This window comes from Citrobacter sp. Cpo015, from assembly GCF_030333035.1.
Lineage (GTDB): Bacteria > Pseudomonadota > Gammaproteobacteria > Enterobacterales > Enterobacteriaceae > Citrobacter > Citrobacter portucalensis.
In genome coordinates, this window is the sequence record NZ_JAOWGS010000019.1 from 984,371 (window position 1) to 1,002,639 (window position 18,269).

Annotated in this window: 17 protein-coding genes; 12 read left to right on the forward strand and 5 right to left on the reverse strand. The window is 50.0% G+C overall.

Translation table 11 applies throughout. The features are described 5' to 3' along the window. The first annotated feature begins 148 nt into the window (after positions 1–148). Positions 149–679 (forward strand): cytochrome b561, encoded by a 531-nt coding sequence (cybB, locus tag OGY67_RS04825; RefSeq protein ID WP_008784870.1) that lies wholly within the window; start codon positions 149–151, stop codon positions 677–679. A gap of 38 nt (positions 680–717) precedes the next feature. Here the strand turns inward: cybB and OGY67_RS04830 are convergent, their stop codons facing one another. Further along, the gene (locus tag OGY67_RS04830; RefSeq protein ID WP_286573586.1) at positions 718–1,644 is read right to left on the reverse strand and encodes a DMT family transporter; all 927 of its coding nucleotides are present in this window, start codon (positions 1,642–1,644) and stop codon (positions 718–720) included. Positions 1,645–1,904: 260 nt separating this feature from the next. Here OGY67_RS04830 and OGY67_RS04835 point away from each other — a divergent pair, with 260 nt between their 5' ends. From OGY67_RS04835 to OGY67_RS04850, 4 genes are all read left to right on the forward strand, one after another. Continuing rightward, positions 1,905–2,324 carry a translesion error-prone DNA polymerase V autoproteolytic subunit gene (locus OGY67_RS04835; RefSeq protein ID WP_286573588.1) on the forward strand — a complete coding sequence of 140 codons (420 nt, stop codon included), beginning with the start codon at positions 1,905–1,907 and terminating at the stop codon, positions 2,322–2,324. Between the two features lie 2 nt (positions 2,325–2,326). Further along, complete coding sequence (locus OGY67_RS04840) at positions 2,327–3,595, forward strand: Y-family DNA polymerase (RefSeq protein WP_286573590.1); 1,269 nt, start codon at positions 2,327–2,329, stop codon at positions 3,593–3,595. 150 nt (positions 3,596–3,745) lie between these two features. Beyond that, positions 3,746–4,792, forward strand: a complete 1,047-nt coding sequence (gene ompA / locus OGY67_RS04845) for a porin OmpA (RefSeq protein ID WP_032943541.1) — start codon at positions 3,746–3,748, stop codon at positions 4,790–4,792. Between the two features lie 185 nt (positions 4,793–4,977). Beyond that, complete coding sequence (locus OGY67_RS04850) at positions 4,978–5,766, forward strand: hypothetical protein (protein WP_137377961.1); 789 nt, start codon at positions 4,978–4,980, stop codon at positions 5,764–5,766. A 491-nt stretch (positions 5,767–6,257) separates the two neighbouring features. Here the strand turns inward: OGY67_RS04850 and OGY67_RS04855 are convergent, their stop codons facing one another. Further along, positions 6,258–6,710, reverse strand: coding sequence for a DUF3828 domain-containing protein (locus tag OGY67_RS04855; RefSeq protein ID WP_060683722.1), 453 nt, complete (start codon positions 6,708–6,710; stop codon positions 6,258–6,260). Between the two features lies 1 nt (position 6,711). Beyond that, on the reverse strand, positions 6,712–7,074 hold the full coding sequence (locus OGY67_RS04860) for a CHAP domain-containing protein (protein ID WP_103285263.1): 363 nt from the start codon (positions 7,072–7,074) through the stop codon (positions 6,712–6,714). Positions 7,075–7,798: 724 nt separating this feature from the next. Between OGY67_RS04860 and OGY67_RS04865 the strand changes: the two genes are divergently transcribed. The 3 genes from OGY67_RS04865 (at position 7,799) to OGY67_RS04875 (ending at position 11,071) form a co-directional block, all read left to right on the forward strand. Then, complete coding sequence (locus tag OGY67_RS04865) at positions 7,799–8,074, forward strand: metal/formaldehyde-sensitive transcriptional repressor (RefSeq protein WP_003833178.1); 276 nt, start codon at positions 7,799–7,801, stop codon at positions 8,072–8,074. A 32-nt stretch (positions 8,075–8,106) separates the two neighbouring features. Continuing rightward, on the forward strand, positions 8,107–9,225 hold the full coding sequence (locus OGY67_RS04870; RefSeq protein ID WP_008784862.1) for an S-(hydroxymethyl)glutathione dehydrogenase/class III alcohol dehydrogenase: 1,119 nt from the start codon (positions 8,107–8,109) through the stop codon (positions 9,223–9,225). A 169-nt stretch (positions 9,226–9,394) separates the two neighbouring features. Continuing rightward, on the forward strand, positions 9,395–11,071 hold the full coding sequence (locus OGY67_RS04875) for a methyl-accepting chemotaxis protein (RefSeq protein ID WP_234096137.1): 1,677 nt from the start codon (positions 9,395–9,397) through the stop codon (positions 11,069–11,071). A gap of 52 nt (positions 11,072–11,123) precedes the next feature. On the opposite strand, the gene OGY67_RS04880 is transcribed toward OGY67_RS04875, so the two are convergent. Next, positions 11,124–12,047, reverse strand: a complete 924-nt coding sequence (locus OGY67_RS04880) for a LysR substrate-binding domain-containing protein (protein ID WP_234096136.1) — start codon at positions 12,045–12,047, stop codon at positions 11,124–11,126. A gap of 231 nt (positions 12,048–12,278) precedes the next feature. Here OGY67_RS04880 and OGY67_RS04885 point away from each other — a divergent pair, with 231 nt between their 5' ends. From OGY67_RS04885 to OGY67_RS04900, 4 genes are all read left to right on the forward strand, one after another. Continuing rightward, positions 12,279–13,181 carry a manganese-dependent inorganic pyrophosphatase gene (locus OGY67_RS04885; protein WP_286573597.1) on the forward strand — a complete coding sequence of 301 codons (903 nt, stop codon included), beginning with the start codon at positions 12,279–12,281 and terminating at the stop codon, positions 13,179–13,181. Between the two features lie 120 nt (positions 13,182–13,301). Then, the gene (hglS, locus tag OGY67_RS04890) at positions 13,302–14,645 is read left to right on the forward strand and encodes a 2-oxoadipate dioxygenase/decarboxylase HglS (protein WP_130714628.1); all 1,344 of its coding nucleotides are present in this window, start codon (positions 13,302–13,304) and stop codon (positions 14,643–14,645) included. 193 nt (positions 14,646–14,838) lie between these two features. Then, the gene (locus tag OGY67_RS04895) at positions 14,839–16,494 is read left to right on the forward strand and encodes a glucan biosynthesis protein D (RefSeq protein WP_286573600.1); all 1,656 of its coding nucleotides are present in this window, start codon (positions 14,839–14,841) and stop codon (positions 16,492–16,494) included. Between the two features lie 167 nt (positions 16,495–16,661). Continuing rightward, positions 16,662–16,886 (forward strand): HP1242/YdcH family protein, encoded by a 225-nt coding sequence (locus OGY67_RS04900; protein ID WP_003833168.1) that lies wholly within the window; start codon positions 16,662–16,664, stop codon positions 16,884–16,886. 66 nt (positions 16,887–16,952) lie between these two features. On the opposite strand, the gene alr is transcribed toward OGY67_RS04900, so the two are convergent. Further along, a complete protein-coding gene (gene alr, locus OGY67_RS04905; RefSeq protein WP_003833167.1) occupies positions 16,953–18,179 on the reverse strand; it encodes an alanine racemase in 1,227 nt (408 codons plus the stop codon). Positions 18,180–18,269: the final 90 nt, after the last annotated feature.

Here is an 18,269-nt window from a genome sequence, read left to right on the forward strand (position 1 = left end):
TTACCAGGCTTAGTCCAGACAGGCATCCTCGGCAATAGCGGTTCTTGCGGTTAAGCGTAAGCGACTGAAAATGGGTGAACAAAAGTTAATGAATTTTTAACAAAAGCCCGTTATGTTGACGCATTATTGTTTTTATTCAGGAAGTGTTATGGGGAATAAGTATTCTGGCCTGCAAATCGGTATTCACTGGCTGGTCTTTTTGTTAGTTATTGTGGCCTATAGCGCCATGGAGTTTCGCGGATTTTTCCCGCGCAGCTATCGTCCCTTATTCAACATGGTGCACGTATCCTGTGGTATCACGATATTAACGCTGATGGTGGCGCGTCTGCTGGTCAGGCTGAAATATCCGGCACCGCCGATTGTGCCAAAACCAAAGCCAATGATGACCGGCATGGCGCATCTGGGGCATCTGGTTATCTATCTGTTGTTTATTGTGCTGCCTATTATTGGGCTGGTGATGATGTACAACCGGGGTAATCCGTGGATTGCATTCGGCATCGTTATGCCGCATGCGGCAGAGGCTAACTTTGATTTAGTGGATATGCTGAAGTCCTGGCACGTGACGCTGGCAAACCTGGGTTATTTTGTTATTGGTCTGCATGCCGTTGCCGCCCTGATGCATCACTATTTCTGGAAGGATAATACGCTATTGCGCATGATGCCGCGTAAACGCTCCTGAGGTAACGCCCCGCAAATGCGGGGCATTTTTTTAGCCGATTAATTTTCGCAGGATGGTGCTTTTCGTACGCTTTGAACCTGGGAGACGCGTTTTTTCAGGCTGACGATAGCCAGCGCAACAACAATCAGCACAATACCGCAACCTTCAACAACGCCAGGCTCTTCACCCAGCAACCACCAGGAAAACAGAACGCCACAGACAGGTACCGCCAGCGTACTTAAGCTGGCAATACTGGCTGGTAAGTTACGCAACACAAACAGCCATAAACTCCATGCCAGCGCCGTCGCCAGCACGGCGCTATAAGCTAATGCCCAGAAAACGACAGGTTGCCAGTCTGGATCTCGATGTGGAACCAGCCAGGCCACCAGGCTCATCACCAGCGCGGCATACAGCATCTGCCATGCGGTCAGCGCTAACAGATCGATATTCGGATGGCGGGTATACATTCGCTTTGCGACAATCGCGCTGGCCCCCCAACTGATCCCAGAAAGGATCGCCAGTAGCGCGCTCTGCATTGAGGCAAAGTTCAGTTGCCATGGCTGTAAAACCAGCAATAATCCCGCAGCTGCCACGGCAATGGCGAAATACTGTAAACGCCGCATGCGTTCACCGAGGAAAATGGCGGTCATAATCACCACCCAGAATGGCATGGTATAACTCAGTATGGCTACTTTACCTGCGCCGCCGCTGACTAGCGCCCATTGTGATAATCCAACCATGCCGCATGTTTGTAGTAAGGCGATCGCTAACGTATAGCCGAAAGGTGTCGGGCGCATTCCTCGGCCACGCAGTAACAGAACGATGAATAACAATAATGCGCCAAAAGAACAGCGTAGTGCGGTGAAGTCGAACGCGCCGATGTAGTGCGTGACCTGTTTCATCGCGATCCAGCTGTAGCTCCAGATGAGCGTTAAGGTGATGAGGCCGCCAATGGCCAGCGGATGACTTTTCCCTGCGGTGGTCATAATGTATCCGTTTTAATGATTTTAGTACGCCACTATACGCGCTTTCAGGGCGCCGTAGTCGTTATCATTCCGGCTGAGTACATGTCGCGAAAATTTGTACTTTCTTCTGTGGAATAAAACCGAAAATTATTTTTCCAGATAGCATAAACGCTTACCGGCAAGATGATTAAACAACGCTCAGTTCGCCACGTCTGTCACTTGATCACTGTCCTCATTAAAACTACTGTATATAAATACAGTTATATGAGAGGCAGATTATTATGGTGTTTTTCCAGCCAGTTGAACATCCCGAAATCAAACACTTCCCGCTATTTAGCGATCTCGTGCCCTGCGGTTTTCCTTCTCCGGCGCAGGATTACGTTGAGAAACGTATCGATCTTAACGACCTGTTGGTGCAGCATCCCAGCGCAACCTATTTTGTAAAATCGTCTGGCGACTCCATGATGGGGGCAGGGATCGGTGCTGGCGACTTGTTGGTAGTCGACAGTGCCAGAAAAGCGGCCCACGGAGACATTGTGATTGCTGCTATTGAAGGCGAATTCACCGTTAAGCGCCTGCAATTGCATCCGGTGGTGATGTTGAAGCCAGAGAACAGCGCCTACGCGCCGATCATGATCGGCAGCGAGGACACGCTGGATATATTTGGCGTGGTGACATTTATCATTAAATCCGCGGGCTGATCATGTTTGCGCTGGTGGATGTTAATTCGTTTTATGCCAGTTGTGAATTGGCATTCCGACCGGACCTGAAAGGTAAACCCATTGTTGTTCTTTCAAATAATGATGGCTGCGTCATTGCCAGCAGCGCGGAAGCGAAGGCGCTTGGCGTCAATATGGGAGCACCATACTTCAAACAGAAAGATCTGTTCAGGCGCTGCGGCGTGTTCTGCTTTAGTTCGAACTACGAGCTGTATGCGGATATGAGCAGCAGGGTAATGTCGATTCTGGAGGAGCTGTCTCCGCGCGTGGAAATGTACAGTATCGATGAAGCCTTTTGTGATTTAACTGGCGTGCGAAACTGCAGGGATCTTACAGATTTTGGTCGTGAAATCAGAGAAACCATTTTACAGAAAACACGCCTCACGGTTGGGGTCGGTATCGCCCAGACCAAAACCCTGGCCAAGCTGGCGAACCATGCTGCCAAAAAGTGGCAGGAACAGACTGGCGGGGTGGTGGATCTCTCGAATATTGAGCGTCAGCGTAAGCTGATGGCTGCGCTCCCGGTTGATGAAGTCTGGGGTGTCGGACGCCGTATCAGTAAAAAACTGGACGCCATGGGTATTAAAACGGTCTGCGACCTGGCGGATACCGATATTCGCTTTATCCGCAAACATTTCAACGTCGTGCTTGAGCGCACTGTGCGGGAATTGCGCGGTGAACCGTGCCTGGCGTTGGAAGAGTTTGCGCCAGTTAAGCAGGAGATCATTTGTTCAAGATCGTTTGGTGAAAAACTCACGGATTACAATGCGATGAGAGAGGCTATTTGTACCTATGCTGCACGTGCTGCGGAAAAATTACGCAGAGAGCACCAGTTCTGCCGGTTTATCTCTACGTTTATCAAAACCAGCCCATTTTCCCTGAATGAACCGTATTACGGTAACAGCGCATCGATAAAACTGCTGACACCAACCCAGGATAGTCGGGAAATTATAAGGGCGGCCACACGTAGCCTGGACGCAATATGGCGGGAGGGGCTGCGCTATCAAAAAGCAGGGGTCATGCTGGGCGATTTTTTTAGTTCTGGCGTTGCGCAGTTGAATCTGTTTGATGACAACGCCCCACGGCATAACAGCGATAAGCTGATGGCCGTTCTGGATACACTCAATGCTGAAAAGGGTAAAGGAACACTCTATTTTGCCGGACAAGGTATACAACAACCGTGGGCAATGAAGCGAGATATGCTTTCACCGCGTTATACAACGAGATATAGCGATTTACTGCGGGTGGGATAGCCATTATTATCGTAAATAAGCGTCCAGAGCGATTCTAAAACTGTCCAGAAATAAATAAAAAAACGATTATCAGCCTTCATTAAAAATCTTATTGTAGCGCCGACTAACAGATAACTAACTGACAAACGGCAAGTCTATAATAGGAAATTTATGAAAAAGACGCTTATTACACTCATTATTGCAAATGCGCTGACCGCGACTACGGCATTTGCCGCAGCGGATGCGGGAACCTGGTATGCTGGTGGGAAATTTGGTTGGTCACATTACTTTGATACCAGCGCAAGCCAGCAAACGGGGGCCAATGGTAATAAATATGGTGATGTTGGTTTTGATAGCGATAACGTCGGTGGCGGGGTATTTACAGGCTACCAGATTACTCCATGGCTGGCAGTTGAAGGCGGCTATGATTATTTAGGTAATATGCAATTCAACGGTAAAAATGGTTCTTCTGGTTCTCAAATGAAAAGCCAGGGTCTGCAATTATCGCTGAAAGCAAGTTATGGTTTGACTGATGATTGGGATCTCTACGGTCGTGCAGGGGCAATGGGATATCGCGCGGAGTCAGATATTAAAGGCAATAACCGCTTTGATACTGGTGTGCGTCCGGTTGTGGCTGTTGGTACGGAATATGCCTTTAATAAGAACTGGGCTGGCCGCGTGGAATATCAATGGGTGAGCAATGTGGGTAATGAAAACCAGATTGGCGTATCAAGTGATGTTAGTTCCGTTACCGCTGGGTTGTCATATCGCTTTGGCCAGCATGACGACGCGGAGGTTACGCCTGCACCGGCAGTTGCCGCAACTCCTGCGCCTGAACCTCAGCGTTTTAACTTAAAATCTGATGTGATGTTTGGTTATGATTCAGCAGCATTAACCCCAGAAGGGAAAGCGGCGATTGCGCAGTTATACCGAAATCCCGGTCTGCAACCGGCCAAAGACAAAGCGACCGTTGTTATTGGCTATAGCGATCGCACCGGAGCCGCAGATTATAACCAGCAACTGTCAGCCCAGCGCGCGCAGGCTGTTGCCGATGAATTAGTCGCGTTAGGCATGCCAGCTGCAAATATTACTGCACAAGGACATGGTTCGAGTGATTCTGTCACGGGATCCAGTTGTGATGGGCAGACCGGACAGCAGCTGATTAATTGCCTTGCTCCAGATCGCCATGTCGTTGTTGAGATCACTGATAAGTACTAAATCGGTGTACAAAAGCCCTCCACATTATCGAATGGGGAGGGCTTTTTTATTCGCACAGTGGACTATCATTAACTGTGACAAATTAAAGATGTTAGAGCGTAATTATGTTCATAGAATCCTTAGTTTCGAGAGCTAAAGGTAGATTATGGCGTTATTTTCTGCCACGGTTTACTCTGAAAAATCATGTGGATGATCAAGTATATAATTACTATGGTGTTTATTTTTCGGATGTAAAACAAGAAAAATATCAGCTTGTGAGCCTAAGAGGCAAAAATGTTGTGCTTGAAAAATGGCATGCTGAGCAGCACGCCTATATGGAGAAAATAAACCTTCCACTCAATGATATTGAAAAAATGAATGTTGAGATTATTCATTGGAGAAAGCAAGGTCCATTAAGGTTTGATTCGATTTTTCTTTTTGCAATAAATTATTTTACACGTATTGCTTATGCAAAAAATGCTCTGACGAGAGCAAAAAGCAATCTCTTTTCTTCATTCGCCAGTAACAAGGCGTTGAGTGGACTTGATCGTATAATGTTGCTACAGATGCTGGTGAACGAATATGTACATCAATCGCCAGAGAAAACTCACACTGGAGTAACATGTGATGAGGTTATTGATCTATTGTACGGGACGCTTTGGTATAAACATATCAAGAATGAAGATTTCAGGAGGAAGGTCTTTCTGCTGCTCCAGTCACTTGTAATTACAGAGGATGTCAGATTTAGTGATGAAAAATATTATATACAAGGCAAGGCTATTTCAACAATTGTTTCATGGGAATCTGAAGACAAACGGGAAAAGCAGCAGATCAGGATCCAGAAAAATATTAGTCGTTTGATGCTTGTGATTACCGCGTCCACATTGATGATCACCCTGGCAATACTGGCTCAGGCAGGTCTTATTAATCTACATAATCTTTGGGTGCATCTGACACAGTTAAAGCCAATCAGGGTGTTGTTCAAATTAATATGATAAAACACAATTTTTTAGTCCTGGCAGGAATACAAACTTGAGATGTTGCGTTTCGCTGCTGCCGTACTCCTTGAAATGCTGAAGAGTATCCGTTCCCTCGCGAAGACCTGTGATGAGGTATTGATAAATCTGCTGCGGTGAACCATAAATTAGTAATCCTGGTTGCCCTGGGCGTTATCGTTCGAGTTTTTATTGGGGGGGGGGGGAAATTCCGTGAATGTTGTGGTGACGTCCTGATCGGGGCAGTGATCATGATGTTTGCAGCAGTTCACCTCCCAAACGTAACGTTCACTATCCCGCAAGTTGGCGAGGTCACATTTACACACAATGAGATCGTGTTTGTGTTGGGTATGCTCGGTTATAAGGGGCTGAAGGAAGTTATCTTCGGGGTATTAAAAAACGGTTTGGTATCGATTTGCGCAAGCTTATAGCGCAACGAAAAAATAATTAAGGGGAATGAAGCCCATACGAATTAACGGGCTTTACATAGATTACTTTAGACTGATGTTCGGCAAGATATCCTGTCTGGCTACAGATTGAACTTTCCAGGCCCCGCCTTCCTGCACCATACAGTCGATAACGGTATGTGCTTTATTCGTTCCAAACGACACATAAACTTGCATACACACGGGATCATAATCTGACGACACAATCTCGATCTGCCGCCAGTCTTCACTATAATCCTGGGCTTTGATAAACATATCAGAGTCCGGTACGTCTTCGGTATTGGGGTCAGCCGCATTAGATTTTTTCAATGCGGCAATCGTGCTGGTAGTGACGTAAGGTTTAAGTCCAGCGTAATCCGTTAAAGGATTTTTCTCTTTTAACAATTGTGCAATATACCAGTGATTAAATTTCAATGCTGCTGCCTCTGGGCCAGTAGGGGAAACAGTCGCGAACGCGGAAGTGCAGATTAGTAGGCTGGTAAATATTAATAATTTCATATCAATTGTGCCTGAATAATTGATAAGACGGTGCCGCAGATGCCCAATTATTGCCAGGGTACATGCTGTTTTGTTTATAATCTGAATACCAGGTGCCATCACCGCCGTAAATGCAAGCATGTCCCGCCGGATGGCCAGCGATCGGTTGTATTACAGCAACATCGCCTTTCATTGGGGCGCCATAAACAGCTCGAAAGCCTGCTGCACGTAGGTTAAACGCCATATCTTTTGCATAGTTTGTATTGATGAGTCTAGCGCCGCCAGCGCGCACGGCATTAGAGACAAAATGAGCGCATCTATGTTGACTGGCACTTCCTGCGTGATTTCGTGCGTAATTAACGGCAGCATCTTTATTCCAGCTCATAACGTTTCCTTGTATTAATAAAAAAGCCCACAGTAAAACATTACGCTTTAAATTTAATTGTTTTTGTAAATTATCATTAAGTGATGTTAATCATCATCAAGAATAAATATGAAGTTAATTAAGTCATAAAACATGGAATTATATATTTAGGTAATGAAAAAAGGGGGGGGCGGAGTCGAAGTGGTTAACGAAGGTCCGTCGTTAAATTAGCGAGCGTGAAATAAAAGGGGCGCAGCACAACCTTCGGATGAAAGAAATTTTTGTGTCTAATCGGGTGGTGAACAGATTGAGTATCGTATTGGTAATTTCGTACAGCCAGGGCGACAGCTTTACCTTATGGCAGATGTACTGAAGAGAATTTCAATATTTGGGAAATGATATTAGACACTAATCATCAACCAATTAGCTAAACCGTTACACATCAAAATCAGCCGGCCTTGGGCGGTTTTTTATTGCCAGTAATCAGCACCCAGCTCCATCGCAGCGTAGTGACTATTAGAAGGTGGTTGACCGCCGCCAGCGGGAACTAGCGACAGTCATTCATACCCACATAGCGCTGTGGATATAAACCGGGGTTCCGTTTGCCTGTGCAGGCGATAGTAAACGGGTGTCCGCATATATCCGATAACAGCTTAATCTAAGCTACTGATATTAAATAAGTCTTATATTTTACAATGAAATAACAAATCTGATAGTATACCCCCCTATAGTATCCGGAGGGCGTATGCCGCATTCACCTGAAGACAAGAAACGCATTCTTACCCGTGTACGCCGTATTCGCGGTCAAGTTGATGCGCTTGAGCGTGCACTGGAATCTGGCGAACCGTGTCTGGCAATCCTGCAGCAAATTGCCGCCGTGCGCGGTGCATCCAATGGCCTGATGGGCGAAATGGTTGAGATCCATCTGAAAGACGAGCTGGTCAGCGGAGAAACAACGCCAGACCAGCGTGCCGTGCGCATGGCTGAAATCGGCCATCTTCTGCGTGCTTATCTAAAATAACATCATCACCTCGCAATAATGGGAAGAGACAAATGAAATCACGTGCAGCAGTTGCATTCGGCCCCGGCCAACCGTTAAAAATTGTCGAAATCGACGTCGCACCGCCAAAGAAAGGTGAAGTGTTGGTTAAAATTACCCATACCGGCGTGTGCCACACCGACGCCTTTACGCTCTCTGGCGACGATCCGGAAGGCGTATTCCCGGCGGTACTTGGCCATGAAGGTGGCGGCATTGTGGTTGAAGTAGGCGAAGGCGTTACCAGTCTGAAGCCGGGCGATCATGTGATCCCGCTGTACACCGCAGAGTGCGGCGAGTGTAAGTTCTGTAAATCGGGTAAAACCAACTTGTGCCAGGCCGTACGTGCGACCCAGGGCAAAGGTCTGATGCCGGATGGCACAACGCGCTTCTCGTATAACGGTGAGCCGATTTATCACTATATGGGCACCAGCACCTTCAGCGAATACACCGTTTGCGCGGAGATCTCTCTGGCGAAGGTTAACCCGCAGGCCCCGCTGGACAAAGTGTGTCTGCTGGGTTGTGGCGTGACCACCGGTATCGGAGCAGTCCATAACACCGCAAAAGTGAAAGAAGGCGACACCGTAGCCGTATTTGGTCTGGGCGGTATTGGTCTGGCGGTAATTCAGGGCGCGGTGCAGGCGAAAGCCGGGCGTATTCTGGCCGTTGATACCAATCCGGAAAAATTTAAGCTGGCAGGTGAAATGGGCGCGACCGATTTCATCAACCCAAAGGATTACGACAAACCGATTCAGGATGTGATCGTTGAGCTGACCGACGGCGGCGTGGATTTTAGCTTTGAATGTATCGGCAACGTTAACGTGATGCGCGCGGCACTGGAATGTTGCCATAAAGGATGGGGCGAAAGCATCATCATTGGCGTGGCGGGAGCAGGGCAAGAGATCAAAACTCGTCCGTTCCAGCTGGTTACCGGGCGTGTCTGGCGCGGTTCCGCGTTTGGCGGTGTGAAAGGGCGTACTCAGCTTCCTGGCATGGTTGAAGAAGCAATGAGCGGGAAAATTCAGTTGGATCCCTTTATTACCCACCGTTTACCGCTGGAGCAGATTAACGAAGCGTTCGATTTAATGCACCAGGGTAAGTCCATCCGTACCGTTATCCACTTTGGCGATAACTGATTCATTGGCCAGCGGATTTAACCGCTGGCACTTTCCTGAATTTTTTAGAATTATGTTGTGAAAGTGTGACGAATCCGGCGCTTTTCACGGTAAGTAAACTTCCCGGATTGCCGATGACTATCTAACGGGCGTGTTTTCACGCATAAACCCTACAAGAGAGTCGACGGTCATGGACAACACTACATCGATGCAAGCCCAGCATAAACTGGGCTTTCTGCATCAAATCCGGCTGGTTCCGCTGTTTTCCTCCATTCTCGGTGGCATTCTCCTGCTGTTCGCCCTAAGTTCTGGGCTGGCAAGCTATTTTCTTATGCAGGCCGATCGCGATCAGCGCGACGTGACCGATGAGATTCAGGTCAGGATGGGGTTATCTAACAGCTCTAACCACTTACGCACCGCGCGTATCAACATGATCCACGCCGGCGCGGCGAGCCGTATCGCCGAAATGGATGATATGAAGGCCAATATCGCCGAGGCAGAAAAACGTATTAAGCAATCGCAGGACGGTTTTAACGCGTATATGTCGCGTGCGGTAAAAACGTCTGCTGATGAAGCGCTAGATGCTGAACTGAGCGCCAGCTTCAAAGCCTATACCGACGGTTTACAGCCCATGTTGAAGTACGCCAGAAACGGTATGTTTGAAGCCATTATCAACCATGAAAACGAACATGCCAGATCGCTGGATACTGCTTACAACAAGGTATTGTTGAAAGCGATCGACATCCGTACCGCAAGGGCGAACCAGTTAAGCGAACAGGCGCATCAGCGTACACAACTCGGCATGGCTTTTATGCTGGGCGCATTTGTCCTGGCGCTGGCGCTGACCGTAATGACGTTCATTGTTCTGCGCCGCACGGTCATTCACCCTCTGCTACGCGCGGCCAAGCGTATTGAGCAAATTTCCGCGGGCGATCTGACGATGCAAGATGAACCGACCGGGCGTAGCGAAATTGGCCGTCTGAGCCGTCACCTACAGACAATGCAACGATCGTTGGGGAAAACGGTGGGTACGGTACGTCAGGGTGCGGAAGAAATATACCGCGGTACCAGTGAGATTTCGGCGGGTAATACCGATTTGTCTTCACGTACTGAACAACAGGCCGCAGCGATTGAACAAACGGCAGCCAGCATGGAAGAGCTGACCGCCACGGTGAAGCAAAACGCCGACAATGCGCATCACGCAAGCAAACTGGCGGAAGATGCTTCCGGTAAGGCCAGCCGGGGCGGTCAGATGGTTTCTGGCGTGGTGAAAACCATGGGTAATATCTCAACGAGTTCGAAGAAAATCTCCGAAATCACAGCCGTGATTAATAGCATTGCTTTCCAGACCAATATCCTGGCGCTGAACGCGGCGGTTGAGGCGGCGCGGGCAGGAGAGCAGGGGCGTGGATTTGCCGTGGTCGCCAGTGAAGTCCGTACGTTGGCAAGCCGCAGCGCTCAGGCGGCAAAAGAGATTGAAGGATTGATCAGCGAATCGGTCCGACTGATTGACCAGGGCTCCGGAGAAGTCGTCGCGGCGGGCAATACGATGACGGATATTGTCGACGCGGTAAAACGCGTGACCGATATCATGCTGGAAATTGCGGCGGCTTCTGATGAGCAGAGCCGGGGTATCGTACAGGTGAGCCAGGCGATATCAGAAATGGATAAGGTTACGCAGCAAAATGCCTCGCTGGTTGAAGAAGCATCGGCTGCGGCGGCATCTCTCGAAGAGCAGGCGGCGCGCTTAACGGAAGCCGTAGGTACATTTCGCTTAACGGGAACGAGTGCAATTAAACGCCCTCCCGTAACCACTACGCCTGACCAATCGCGTCCGCAGACGGCAACGGCCAGTGGCGATAACTGAGAAACGTTTTAACAATAAATTAAGGGACCTGATGGTCCCTTAATATTTGGCATCAAAACGGTACGGTTTTGCGTATTGCGGCGATAAGGATCTGCGCGGCCTGAGAGAGTTGCACATCGACACGGGTAAGAATACCGATGGGTTCACCCGCACCGTGGGTAGGTATCGGCAACGACACCAGCGTCGCCTGGCGTAAATCCTCTCTAACCGCACCTGAAGGGACAAACCACACATAGTCGTAATCAACCGTCAGCTGGCGGGAAAGCGATGCTGACAGCGTTTCAATGCAGCCTGTCGGCATTTTACAACCCTGACTTTGCAACAATGCTTCTGCGTGCTGGCGAGGCGCGGTTCCTTTTGGCGAAACCACCACCGGCCACTCCATTACCCGACTTAACGTGATGGTTTCCTGCAACAGCGGATGGTTAGGGCGCACGACCAGTTTAAGTGATTCCAGAAACAACAATTCATAATTCAGACCGACCATCAATTCCGGATCGGCCATGCGACCAATGCCAAGGTCGATTTCCCCGGATTTTAAACCTGCCAGAATCATCGGATTGCTCATGGTGGCGACCTGTAGCGTGGTCTCCATTTGCTGCTTGTGGAAAGGACCAATTACCGCAGGCAGAATGCCCAGTGCCGCGGTGGGTAAGGCCCCGATCCGTACGACATCAGTCTGCGACTCTTCGCGCTGATTTAACGCTTGTCCGGCGGTGTTGAGCGCATCCAGCACTCTTACCGCGTGGGTAAGAAACTGTTCTCCGGGCAGCGTTAACTGCGCGCCAAGGCGGCCACGCTCAAAGAGCCGGGTACCGGTCAGTTGCTCCAGTTCATTTAGCGTTTTGGAGAGAGCCGGTTGGCTCAGGTTAAGGGTCTCAGCCGCGCGCCCCAACGTTCCCTGCTGTGCAACGGCGACAAAAGTATGAAGGTGGCGCAAGCGAATGCGCTGATTGAACAGAACATTTTTTTCCATAAGCGATGTTAAAAACAGAGCCGTATCGGTGACAAGTAAAGTTGTTTGTTTTTGATAACTTGATAGCAAAATATTATTAACATTTATCATGTTTTACTTACAACTGATTTATTTTGCTTATGTTTTGTACAGCATTGCTGGGTGGTGGGATCATGGAAGGGAGTGTGCCCAGTCGTTATACTTTGGTGATTGTTTACTTTTGAACGATTTCTCTTCACAAGGCACTGATGAATGATACATGTAATAGGGCACCTTAATCCCGATAGCGATGCCATCTGCACCGCCGCAATGACGGCGCGTTGGCTTAGTTTACGTGGCCAGCAGGCGACGGCATGGCGTTTGGGCGAGCCTAACCGCGAAACGCAGTTTATCTTTGAGCAGGCGGGGCTGACGATGCCTGAACGGTTGACGTTTGAACTGACCGATCGTGATGTCTGGCTGGTCGATTTCACCGAGCCGGCCCAGGGACCGGAATCGTTAACAGAAAGTAACGTGGTGGGAATTATCGATCATCACCGACTTGGTGGGTTAGTCACCCGTCTGCCACCGGAAGTGTGGGTGAAGCCTGTCGGCAGTAGCGCAACCCTGCTGTGGCACCTGATGAAGGAAGGTGAACGCAACCAGTTATCTTCCGCTGAGGCTGTTTTACTGCTCGGCGCCGTATTGAGTGACACTGTCACGCTTCGTTCACCAACGACGACCACTGACGATCGCCTGGCGGTTGATGCGCTGGCCCAAAAAACCGGAGTGGATCTTGACGCTTTCAGTCGCGACCTGCTGTCAGCTAAAACAAGTGTGGAAGGGATGAGCGCCCGGGAACTTTTGCAGAAAGACATTAAAACCTTCACCATCCATGGACATTCAGTCTGTGTAGCGCAGCTCGAACTGTATGCGCTGCAACAGGTGGATGCGGTGCTGGACGATCTCCGTCAGGAAGTGGCGCGCTATGCAGAAGAAAAGAACGCTGCGTTAGTCGTGCTGATGCTCACTGACATCAATCTGGGTGATACCAGCTTATGGTTTGCTGGATCAGAACTTTCAGACATCCCGCAGCCTTGCAAGGTAGAAGGTATGCTTAGCCGTAAAAAACAGATGCTGCCCTGGCTGGAAAGTCATTTGAAACCACGCCAGTAGGTACTGTTCATCGTTTGTATGGGTGGGAAGTTTACGCGGTGTCACACTTTGTAAATTCTTCCCACCGGAGTCAGCGGCGTTTTCTACACTCCAGGTAATATTCACTGGAGGCATGACATTATGGCGAACACCATCACGGCAGATGAGATTCGGGAACAATTTTCGCAGGCAATGTCAGCAATGTACCAGCAGGAAGTCCCGCAGTACGGCACGTTGCTGGAACTTGTCGCTGATGTGAATCTGGCGGTACTGGAAAATAATCCGACGCTGCATGAAAAACTGGCGAATGCGGATGAACTGGCCCGGCTAAACGTTGAGCGTCATGGCGCCATTCGAGTGGGTACCGCGCAGGAGCTTTCTACGCTGCGCCGGATGTTTGCCGTTATGGGCATGTATCCGGTGAGTTATTACGATCTCTCCCAGGCGGGCGTCCCCGTACATTCTACAGCCTTTCGTCCCATCGACGATGCCTCGCTATCGCGCAACCCGTTTAGGGTATTCACCTCGTTATTACGGCTCGAACTAATCGAAAACGCCGCGCTGCGGCAAAAAGCCGCTGAGATCCTCGCGAAACGCGATATTTTCACTCGCCGTTGCCACGAACTACTGGATGAATTTGATGCGCAGGGCAGTTTTACATCTGAACAGGCGCAAGAATTTGTGCATGAAGCGCTGGAAACATTCCGCTGGCATCAGCACGCCACGGTCGATGAAGAGACCTATCACGCATTACACAACGAACACCGGCTGATTGCCGATGTGGTGTGCTTCCCCGGTTGTCATATCAACCATCTGACACCGCGAACGCTGGATATTGACCGGGTGCAGTCGATGATGCCGGAATGCGGCATTGAACCGAAAATACTGATTGAAGGGCCGCCGCGCCGCGAGGTGCCCATTTTATTGCGTCAGACCAGTTTCAAAGCGCTGGAAGAACCGGTGTTGTTTGCCGGTGAAATGCGCGGCACTCACACGGCACGTTTTGGTGAGATCGAACAGCGCGGCGTGGCCCTGACGCCGAAAGGTAGGGCGTTGTACGACGAATTGCTGAATAAAGCGGGAACGGGGAAAGACAATCTGACGCACCAGCTACATCTTCAGGAGGTGTTTAAAGCCTTCCCGGATAGCGAATTCCTGCTGCGCCAGCAGGGGCTAGCCTGGTTCCGCTATCGTCTGACACCATCGGGTGAAGCGCATCGGCAGGCGATTCGCCCTGATGACGAGCCGCAGCCGCTCATTGAACGGGGCTGGCTGGTTGCGCAACCCATCACCTACGAAGATTTTTTACCGGTGAGCGCCGCAGGAATTTTCCAGTCCAATTTGGGTAATGAAACACAAGCTCGCAGTCACGGAAATTCCAGCCGCGACGCGTTTGAACAGGCGCTGGGTTGCGCGGTTTATGATGAGTTTGCGCTGTATCAGGAGGCTCAAGAACGAAGTAAACGTCGGTGTGGTTTACTTTAATGGAATTTACATGGGATTCGGTCTGTTCCCATCGACATAAAATATTTTCGATTTTGTACAGATAATCGGCGACCAACAATTGGATTATTAATGAATTTTGTCTAGAGTGAGCGGTCAGAAATGTGCACTCTCATGCCGCAGATTTTGACCGGCGCGGGACCATTTACACGACCAGAAGGACTCACTTTCAGGCATGAATCGCAGACGATTTATTAAAGGTTCAATGGCAATGGCCGCCGTGTGCGGAACCAGTGGTATTGCATCACTCTTTTCCCGCGCCGCCTTTGCGGCAGAGTCTGACATTGCAGACGGAAAAACCGTACGTTTTGATTTTTCCGTTCTGCAATCGATGGCCCATGACTTAGCACAGAAACCCTGGGGCGGCGCACCACGCGCGTTACCGGACACGCTGGCGAAACTGACGCCGCAGGCCTACAACAGCATTCAATATGACGCAGAGCAGTCTCTGTGGAACAATGTTGAAAATCGTCAGCTTGATGCGCAGTTCTTCCACGTGGGAATGGGCTTCCGTCGTCGTGTACGCATGTTCTCGGTTGATGGTAGTACGCATATGGCGCGTGAAATTCACTTCCGTCCGGAACTGTTTAAATACAACGACGCGGGTGTGGATACCAAACAATTGGAAGGGCAGACTGACCTCGGATTCGCTGGATTCCGCGTGTTTAAAGCGCCAGAACTGGCCCGCCGCGATGTCGTTTCTTTCCTGGGCGCCAGCTATTTCCGCGCCGTGGATGACACCTATCAGTACGGTTTATCGGCCCGTGGTCTGGCGGTAGATACCTACACCGACAGCAAAGAAGAGTTTCCTGATTTCACCTCTTTCTGGTTCGAAACGGTTAAACCGGGCGCAACCTCCTTTACCGTGTATGCGCTTCTCGACAGTCCAAGCGTAACCGGCGCATTCAAGTTCGTGATCCACTGCGAGAAAACGCAGGTGATTATGGATGTACAAAACCACATCTATGCGCGCAAAGACATCAAGCAGTTCGGCATTGCGCCGATGACCAGCATGTTCAGCTGTGGCAACAACGAGCGTCGGATGTGCGACACTATTCACCCGCAAATCCATGACTCCGATCGTCTGGCGATGTGGCGGGGCAATGGCGAGTGGATCTGCCGTCCGCTGAATAACCCGCAAAAGCTGCAGTTCAACGCCTATACCGATAACAACCCGAAAGGGTTTGGCTTGCTGCAACTCGATCGCGACTTCTCCCATTATCAGGACATCATGGGCTGGTATAACAAGCGTCCAAGCCTGTGGGTCGAACCGCGCAACCAGTGGGGCAAGGGGACCATCGGTCTGATGGAGATCCCGACGACCGGCGAAACGCTGGATAACGTTGTCTGCTTCTGGCAGCCGGACAAGAAGATCAAAGCCGGCGATGAGCTGGAATTCAAATATCGCCTGTACTGGAGCGCTCAGCCGCCGGTGCGTTCACCGCTGGCTCGCGTGATGGCGACCCGGACAGGCATGGGCGGTTTCCCGGAAGGATGGGCACCGGGCGAGCATTACCCGGAAAAATGGGCGCGTCGTTTTGCCGTTGACTTCGTTGGTGGCGATCTAAAAGCTGCTGCGCCGAAAGGCATTGAACCGGTGATTACGCTCTCCAGCGGTGAAGCGAAACAGATTGAGATCCTCTACGTGGAGCCTATCGACGGTTATCGCATTCAGTTTGACTGGTATCCGACTTCTGACTCAACCGATCCGGTAGATATGCGTATGTTCCTGCGTTGTCAGGGTGACGCCATCAGCGAAACCTGGCTGTATCAGTACTTCCCGCCAGCGCCGGATAAACGTCAGTACGTTGACGACCGCGAGATGCGTTAATCACGCCCTTTACGGCTCTCCTGATGGGGAGCCGTATCTGCATTCATCCTCATAACGACTCTGTACACTATTTACTCGATCCTGTTCGCATTTTTCTGTATGGCAAATGGGTACTCTGTGGGTGTGTATTTCTTATACACGTTCTTGTCCACTAACAGGGAGAAAGTATGTTTCCAGAATACAGAGACCTTATTTCCCGACTGAAATCCGAGAACCCTCGCTTTCTGTCCTTATTCGAAAAACACAACAGCCTTGATCATGAGATCTCCAGACTGGAAGGTTCGGATGGTCGGGGGTATAGTTTGGACATTGTTCGTCTTAAGAAACAGAAACTCCACCTGAAGGAAGATCTGCTCAAAATATTGCAAAAAGAGAGTGTCAGTGAGAGCTAAGTAGAACGGCGCTTGCTGTGTAAAAGGGCTTCCTGCGAGAAACGGAAGCCCTTCCTGTTTTAGGTGTTAATCGACCATCACGCGTTTGTTCGTCGCCCCCCAGAGGATCGACATTTCAGTGAACAACGCGCCGCTAATTTCTTCGACTTCTTCTGCACTAACCTGCGCATTTCCCTGTTTACCGAACAGCACCACTTCATCACCGGATGCAACCTGCGGCAAATCGGTTACATCGACGATCACGGTATTCATGGATGTTTTACCCAGTACCGGAACCCGCTGGCCGCGGATCAGCACGTGTCCCGCGTTACTGAACACACGGCGATAACCATCGGCATAACCTGTCGGGATATTGGCCAGAACGGAATCACGTTTAAGGGTATAGGTTCTGTCATATCCGACGGTGTTTCCTTTGGGGTAATGGTTTACCGACGCGATGGCAGATTTAAACGTCATGACGCGTTTGTATTCGGTGCTGGCGATGGTATCGCCATAGAAAATACCGCCAACACGCACCATGTCGAGCCAGGATTCTGGAACGGTCAGGGTAGCGAACGTATTCGCGACATGCAGGGTGACATCTTCGCGCTTAAGCCCGGTAATTTTCAGTACCTGGGCTGATTGCGTATTGAAACGGGCCAGATCGCGTTTTACCACTGCCGCATCTTCTTCCGGGAAATGCGACATGATGCCGACAATTTTCAGGCCAGGTAATGCGGAAATAGCGCGTGCTTCTTCCAGACCTGCAGCGGTACTGACTTCCAGACCGTTACGCGACATACCGCCAGAGTTCAGCGCCAGATGGATACGAATAGTTTTACCTTTCTCCTGAGCGATTGCACTTAGACGCTTAGCCATATCCAGATTACCGATAAGCTCTTCGGTATCGAAATCCGCCGCCTGGCGCATCTCTTTTTCCGTCGCGTTACGCACGCGCATGAGCTGCGATGTATAGCCTGACTGGCGAACGGTACTAATCTCCTCGTTGCTGGCGATGCCAATACATTGTACGCCGTTTTGCATCATCACCGGTGTTACCAGTGAGAGATCGTGGCCATACGCGTCGCCTTTAAGAATGGCGCACATCCGGGTTTTATCTCCCAGCAGTTGCTGAACTTTATGAATGTTATATTCCAGCGCGCTACGGGAAATTTCCAGCGTGGTATTATCCACGACCTGTTGCTTATTGACGGCAAAGGGAACGGGGCCCGCTTGCGTGGTAGAAACAGGTTGGTGACAGGCGGTAATCAGTAAAAGCGGAATAAGTGCTAAACGACCCAAAGGTGCTGCCATGCTTGCTCCTTAGCAATAGAATGAAAGTGTTATTGTCATCATTACGGTCTATCCATGAGGGGATACCCGGATCACCAGAGTAACGGGTTC